At 71.6% G+C, this 4,928-nt stretch carries 5 protein-coding genes and 1 pseudogene; 1 reads left to right on the top strand and 5 read right to left on the bottom strand.

What is annotated here, in order from left to right; genetic code table 11:
- From KUF83_RS14380 to KUF83_RS14360, 5 genes and pseudogenes are all read right to left on the bottom strand, one after another.
- A pseudogene (locus tag KUF83_RS14380) lies at positions 1-216 on the bottom strand (urease accessory protein UreF); the annotation flags it as partial.
- A 211-nt stretch (positions 217-427) separates the two neighbouring features.
- Positions 428-2,149, bottom strand: a complete 1,722-nt coding sequence (locus KUF83_RS14375) for an urease subunit alpha (protein ID WP_217455071.1) — start codon at positions 2,147-2,149, stop codon at positions 428-430.
- Positions 2,142-2,453 carry an urease subunit beta gene (locus tag KUF83_RS14370; protein WP_217455070.1) on the bottom strand — a complete coding sequence of 104 codons (312 nt, stop codon included), beginning with the start codon at positions 2,451-2,453 and terminating at the stop codon, positions 2,142-2,144. The genes KUF83_RS14375 and KUF83_RS14370 overlap by 8 nt, the downstream gene beginning before the upstream one ends.
- A 16-nt stretch (positions 2,454-2,469) precedes the next feature.
- Positions 2,470-2,772 (bottom strand): urease subunit gamma, encoded by a 303-nt coding sequence (locus KUF83_RS14365; RefSeq protein ID WP_217455073.1) that lies wholly within the window; start codon positions 2,770-2,772, stop codon positions 2,470-2,472.
- 283 nt (positions 2,773-3,055) lie between these two features.
- Positions 3,056-3,688 (bottom strand): TetR/AcrR family transcriptional regulator, encoded by a 633-nt coding sequence (locus KUF83_RS14360; protein ID WP_217455069.1) that lies wholly within the window; start codon positions 3,686-3,688, stop codon positions 3,056-3,058.
- A 167-nt stretch (positions 3,689-3,855) separates the two neighbouring features.
- Here KUF83_RS14360 and KUF83_RS14355 point away from each other — a divergent pair, with 167 nt between their 5' ends.
- The gene (locus KUF83_RS14355) at positions 3,856-4,926 is read left to right on the top strand and encodes an ABC transporter permease (protein ID WP_254643843.1); all 1,071 of its coding nucleotides are present in this window, start codon (positions 3,856-3,858) and stop codon (positions 4,924-4,926) included.
- The last annotated feature ends 2 nt before the right edge of the window (positions 4,927-4,928 follow it).

Below are 4,928 nucleotides of genomic sequence, written 5' to 3'. Positions count from 1 at the left end.
GTCCAGCGCCACCGGGTCGAGGCCGAGCGCGGCCGCGGCGGCGAGCGCGGCCGACACCAGCCCGGCCGTGTGCAACCGACCCCGGCAGAACTCCTCCAGGCTTCGCGCATCGGTGATCCGCCCGGCCTTGACGGCCGCCTCGGCCCCGCCGGAGTGGGCATGCCCTCCTGCGGGAAACCGGCCGTCGGCCAGAACGAGCAACGCAGCACGCGACATGACGAGTCCCAGGACGCAGAGTCGGAAAGGGGGGTCGGAAAGCAGGAGCGGAAGGCAGGGGCGGAAGGCAGGGGCGGAAAGCAGGAGGCAGAAAAGTCCGGCCCGATGTGGAGACTGGAGAAGTCGACCGATGTGGGGACCGGAGAAGTCGGCCGATGGGGAGACCGGCGCCGGGACGGGCCTTGGGGCCCGACCGGTACCGGGATCGGGATCAGAAGAGGAAGTACCGCTGGGCCATGGGCAGTTCAGCGGCGGGCGTGGCCTCCACCAGTTCCCCGTCGATGGTGACGGCGAAGCTGTCGGGATCGACCTGGACTCGCGGCCGCGCGTCGTTCTCCCGCATGTCCGCCTTGGTCACCCCGCGTGTCGACTCGATCGGCACGAACCGCTTCCCGAGCCCGAGCCGCTCCGGCAGCCCGTCCTCGATGGCGATCGGTGCCACGAAGTTGAAAGAGTTGGACGCGGGCGCCCGGCCGATCGCCCCGAACATCGGCCGCGGCAGGATCGGCTGCGGTGTGGGGATGGACGCGTTGGCGTCGCCCATCTGCGCGTACGCGATCTGCCCGCCCTTGACGACGAGATGCGGCTTGACCCCGAAGAACGCGGGCTCCCACAGCACCAGGTCGGCGAGCTTGCCCGTCTCGACGGAGCCGATCTCGCGGGCGAGGCCCTGTGCGACGGCGGGGTTGATCGTGTATTTGGCGACATAGCGACGAACCCGGTGGTTGTCCGCCCGCCCGTCGCCGGGCAGGGCGCCCCGGCGCCGCTTCATGACATGCGCGGTCTGCCAGGTCCGCATGATGACCTCGCCGACGCGCCCCATCGCCTGGGCGTCGGAGGAGATAATCGAGATCGCGCCGAGGTCGTGCAGGATGTCCTCGGCCCCGATGGTGGTGGGCCGGATCCGGGACTCGGCGAAGGCCAGGTCCTCGGGCACGGCGGAGTTCAGGTGGTGGCAGACCATCAGCATGTCGAGGTGTTCCTCGGCGGTGTTGACGGTGTAGGGCCGGGTCGGGTTGGTCGAACTCGGCAGTACGTGCCCCTCGGAGACCACCGTCATGATGTCCGGCGCGTGCCCGCCGCCCGCACCCTCCGTGTGGTACGCGTGGATCGTGCGCCCCGCGATGGCGGCGAGCGTGTCGGCCACGAACCCGGCCTCGTTGAGGGTGTCCGTGTGGATGGCGATCTGCGCGCCCGTCCGGTCCGCGACGGTGAGCGCGGCGTCGATGACGGCGGGCGTGGAGCCCCAGTCCTCGTGCAGCTTGAGTCCGAGCGCCCCGCCGCGCAGCTGCGACAGCATCGCCTCGTGGGAGACGGTGTTGCCCTTGCCGAGGAGCCCGAAGTTGAGCGGGTACCCCTCCATGGCCTCCAGCATCCGGGCCAGGTGCCAGGGGCCGGGGGTGACGGTGGTGGCCTTGGATCCCTCGGCGGGCCCGGTGCCGCCGCCGACGAGGGTCGTGATGCCGGAGGCGAGGGCCTCGTCCGCGATCTGGGGGCAGATCAGGTGTACATGGGCGTCGATGGCGCCGGCCGTGAGGATCCGCCCGTTACCGGCGATGATCTCGGTCTCCGGGCCGATCACGAGATCCGGGTGGACCCCGTCCATGGTGTCGGGGTTGCCCGCCTTGCCGATGCCGGTGATCCGGCCGTCGCGGATTCCGACGTCGGCCTTGACGATCCCCCAGTGGTCGATGATCACCGCGCCCGTGACGACGGTGTCCGGGGTGCCGTCGGCGCGGGTGGCGCGCGACTGGCCCATGGACTCGCGGATGACCTTGCCGCCGCCGAACACGGCCTCGTCACCGGAGCGTCCGGGGCCGCCGGAACGGTCCTCCTCGATCTCGACGAGGAGGTCGGTGTCGGCCAGCCGGATGCGGTCGCCGGTGGTGGGGCCGAACAGGTCGGCGTACGCGGCACGCGAGATGTCAGGCATCGAGGGCACCTCCGGTCTCGCCGCGCAGGCCGGGCACGACACGGGCACCGGTGAGCGGTACGAGTTCGACGGCGACGGGGATTCCGGGCTCGAAGCGCACGGCGGTGCCCGCGGCGACGTTGAGCCGCTTGCCGCGCGCGGCGGCGCGGTCGAAGTCGAGGCCGGGGTTGGCCTCGGCGAAGTGGTAGTGGGAGCCGACCTGGACGGGCCGGTCGGCGGCGTTGAGGACGGTCAGCCGGGTGACGTCGAGGCCTTCGTTGAAGGCGACGGGCCCGTCGGCGAACAGGATCTCTCCGGGAATCATGACTGCCGCTCCCCCGTCAGACGATCGGGTCGTGGACGGTGACGAGCTTGGTGCCGTCGGGGAAGGTCGCCTCGACCTGGACGTCGTGGATCATCTCGGGGATGCCCTCCATGACGTCCTCCCGGGTGAGGACCGCGCGACCGGAGGCCATGAGTTCGGCCACCGTGCGGCCGTCCCTGGCCCCTTCGAGGATGTGCGAGGTGATCAGGGCGACGGACTCGGGATGATTCAGCTTCAGTCCCCTGGCCCGGCGCTTCTCGGCCACATCGGCGGCCACATGGATGAGCAGCCTCTCCTGCTCGTGCGGCGTCAGTTGCACGGCGTCCACCTCTCGGTCCTCGCTCCGGACCGTGCGGGGTCCGGTTGCCGCGGCCACCACGAAGAATCGGGACGCGGTACGCGACGCGACTGCGGTACGCGGCCGGAATCGCGCGACGGTGCGCGTCCCGGGCTGCGAAAACCCCTGGTGACGTGGTGGTGCAGGCTAGTTGCGCGGGATTTCAGGGACGTTAACCACCACGCGGGGATTCTCCGAGGATCACCGCGTCGGCCGCCTGTGCCGCAGGCCTCCGCCGGTCCGCGCCGGCGGAGGCCCGGCGCCTTCAGTGCGGCGTCCCCACACTCATCAACGCCCGCAGACCGTCCTGGATCACCGTGACGGGTGCCGAACCGAAGAGGGCCTGCTGGGCGGCGAACCCCTGCGCCGTGGCGATCAGGGTCCTCGCGACATGCTCGGCGGGGATGTCCGCCCGCATCACACCGGCGTCCTGATAGCCCTCGACGATCTTCACCCAGGCCTCGCGCACCGCGCCGAAGCCCTCACGCAGCAGCGCCGACAGCTCGCCGTCGCGGAGGGTCTCCGTCCAGACCTGGACCATCAGCCTGGGGAACGAGGTCTCTCCGTCCCAGGTCAGGCCGTGGCTCTCCGCGCCTCCCAGACCGAGCACCTCGGTCATGACCCGGCCCACGAGGACGTCCGGCAGCGGAGGCGGGGTCTGCCGGGCCGCCTCCTCGAAGGCCTCGCGGATCTCGCCGAGGACCTCGGTGACGACGGCGGCGATCAGCTCGTCCTTGCCGCTGAAGTAGCGGTACACGGCCCCCGCGGAGAGATTCACCTCCTTCAGCACGTCCTGCATCGACGAGGCGTGGAATCCGTTGCGGGCGAAGCAGCGGGCGGCGCCGTCGAGGATCTGGCGGCGACGGGCGTCTAGGTGTTCCTGGGATACGCGGGCCATGCGAGAAACGTAAAACGAACATTCCTTCTTGACAAGCCCGGACACCGGCGGGACAGTGGGGTCACAGTTAAAACGAACGCTCATTCTTTTTAGCGCGACAGCCTTCCGGGCCCACGAGGCCCCGGCCAGGAGCCCGAGCACCGCCCATCCGAATCGAGGGAAGAAGCATGTCCGCCACCTCCGCCACGACCACCGGGACCGCATCACCGCTGCCGGACCGGCAGCCGCCGCCCTCCGCCGCACAGCAGTCGGCGTCGCCCTCGCACCTTCGCCGCATCGCGGTCGTGGTCGTACTGGCGCCGGTCCTTGCGGCCCTCGCCCTGTGGGCCTTCGCCTGGCCCGCGGCCCGTACCGCTCCCCACGATCTGCCGCTCGGAGTGGCGGGCCCGGCGACCGCGACGGCTCAGGTGCAGAAGCAGCTCGAAGCGCACGAGGGCGCCTTCGAGATCCACCGTTACGCGGACGAGGCCGCCGCCCGGGACGCCATCGAGAACCGGACCGTATACGGAGCGGTCGTGGTCACCGAGCGGGGACCCGAGCTGCTCACCGCATCGGCCGCGAGCCCTCTGGTGGCCCAGTCCCTCCAGCAGGCCGTGGCCCGGCAGTCCGGCGGCGCCCCGCTGAAGACCGTCGACGTCGTACCCGCCTCCGCGGACGATCCGCGCGGTGCGGTCCTGACGTCGAGCGTGCTGCCCATGACGCTCGCGGGTATCGCCGCCGGAGCCGTGGTGACCCTGCTGGGCCTGCGCGGCCGGCGCGCGGTGGCCGCCCTGATCGGCGCGGCGGCGGTGGTCGGCCTGGTGGCCGCCCTGGTCGCGGGCACCTGGCTGGGCGCCTTCACCGGGAGCTGGTGGTCCGAGGCGGCCGTCCTGGCGGCCTCGACGCTGGCCGTGAGCGCCGCCGTCGCGGGCCTCGCGGCCCTGCTCGGCACACCGGGGATCGGTCTGGGCGCGTTCGTCATGATGCTGCTCGGCAACCCGTTCTCCGGTGCGAGCTCCGCTCCCGAGATGCTGCCCGCCCCGGTCGGCACGATCGGCCAGTGGCTGCCGCCGGGCGCCGGCGCGTCCCTCCTGCGATCGGTCTCCTTCTTCGACGGGGCCGCAGCGTCCGGTCCCGCGCTGACGCTGACCTGGTGGTCCGCCCTCGGCCTGGGAGCGGTGCTGCTGGGCAGCGCGCTCAAGCGGCGCAAGGAGTCCGCCCCCGCCACGACCGGGCGGGAGCCCGCACTCGCCGGCTGACC

The sequence above is a fragment of the Streptomyces sp. BV286 genome, from assembly GCF_019090165.1.
Classification (GTDB): Bacteria; Actinomycetota; Actinomycetes; order Streptomycetales; family Streptomycetaceae; genus Streptomyces.
This window is presented reverse-complemented; position numbering and strand designations above follow the sequence as displayed.

Excerpts from the sequence above, each read along its gene's own strand:
- KUF83_RS14360 (WP_217455069.1), bottom strand. The coding sequence starts at position 3,688 with ATGGCCCGCGTATCCCAGGAACACCTAGACGCCCGTCGCCGCCAGATC.
- KUF83_RS14370 (WP_217455070.1), bottom strand. The coding sequence starts at position 2,453 with ATGATTCCCGGAGAGATCCTGTTCGCCGACGGGCCCGTCGCCTTCAAC.
- KUF83_RS14355 (WP_254643843.1), top strand. The coding sequence starts at position 3,856 with ATGTCCGCCACCTCCGCCACGACCACCGGGACCGCATCACCGCTGCCG.
- KUF83_RS14375 (WP_217455071.1), bottom strand. The coding sequence starts at position 2,149 with ATGCCTGACATCTCGCGTGCCGCGTACGCCGACCTGTTCGGCCCCACC.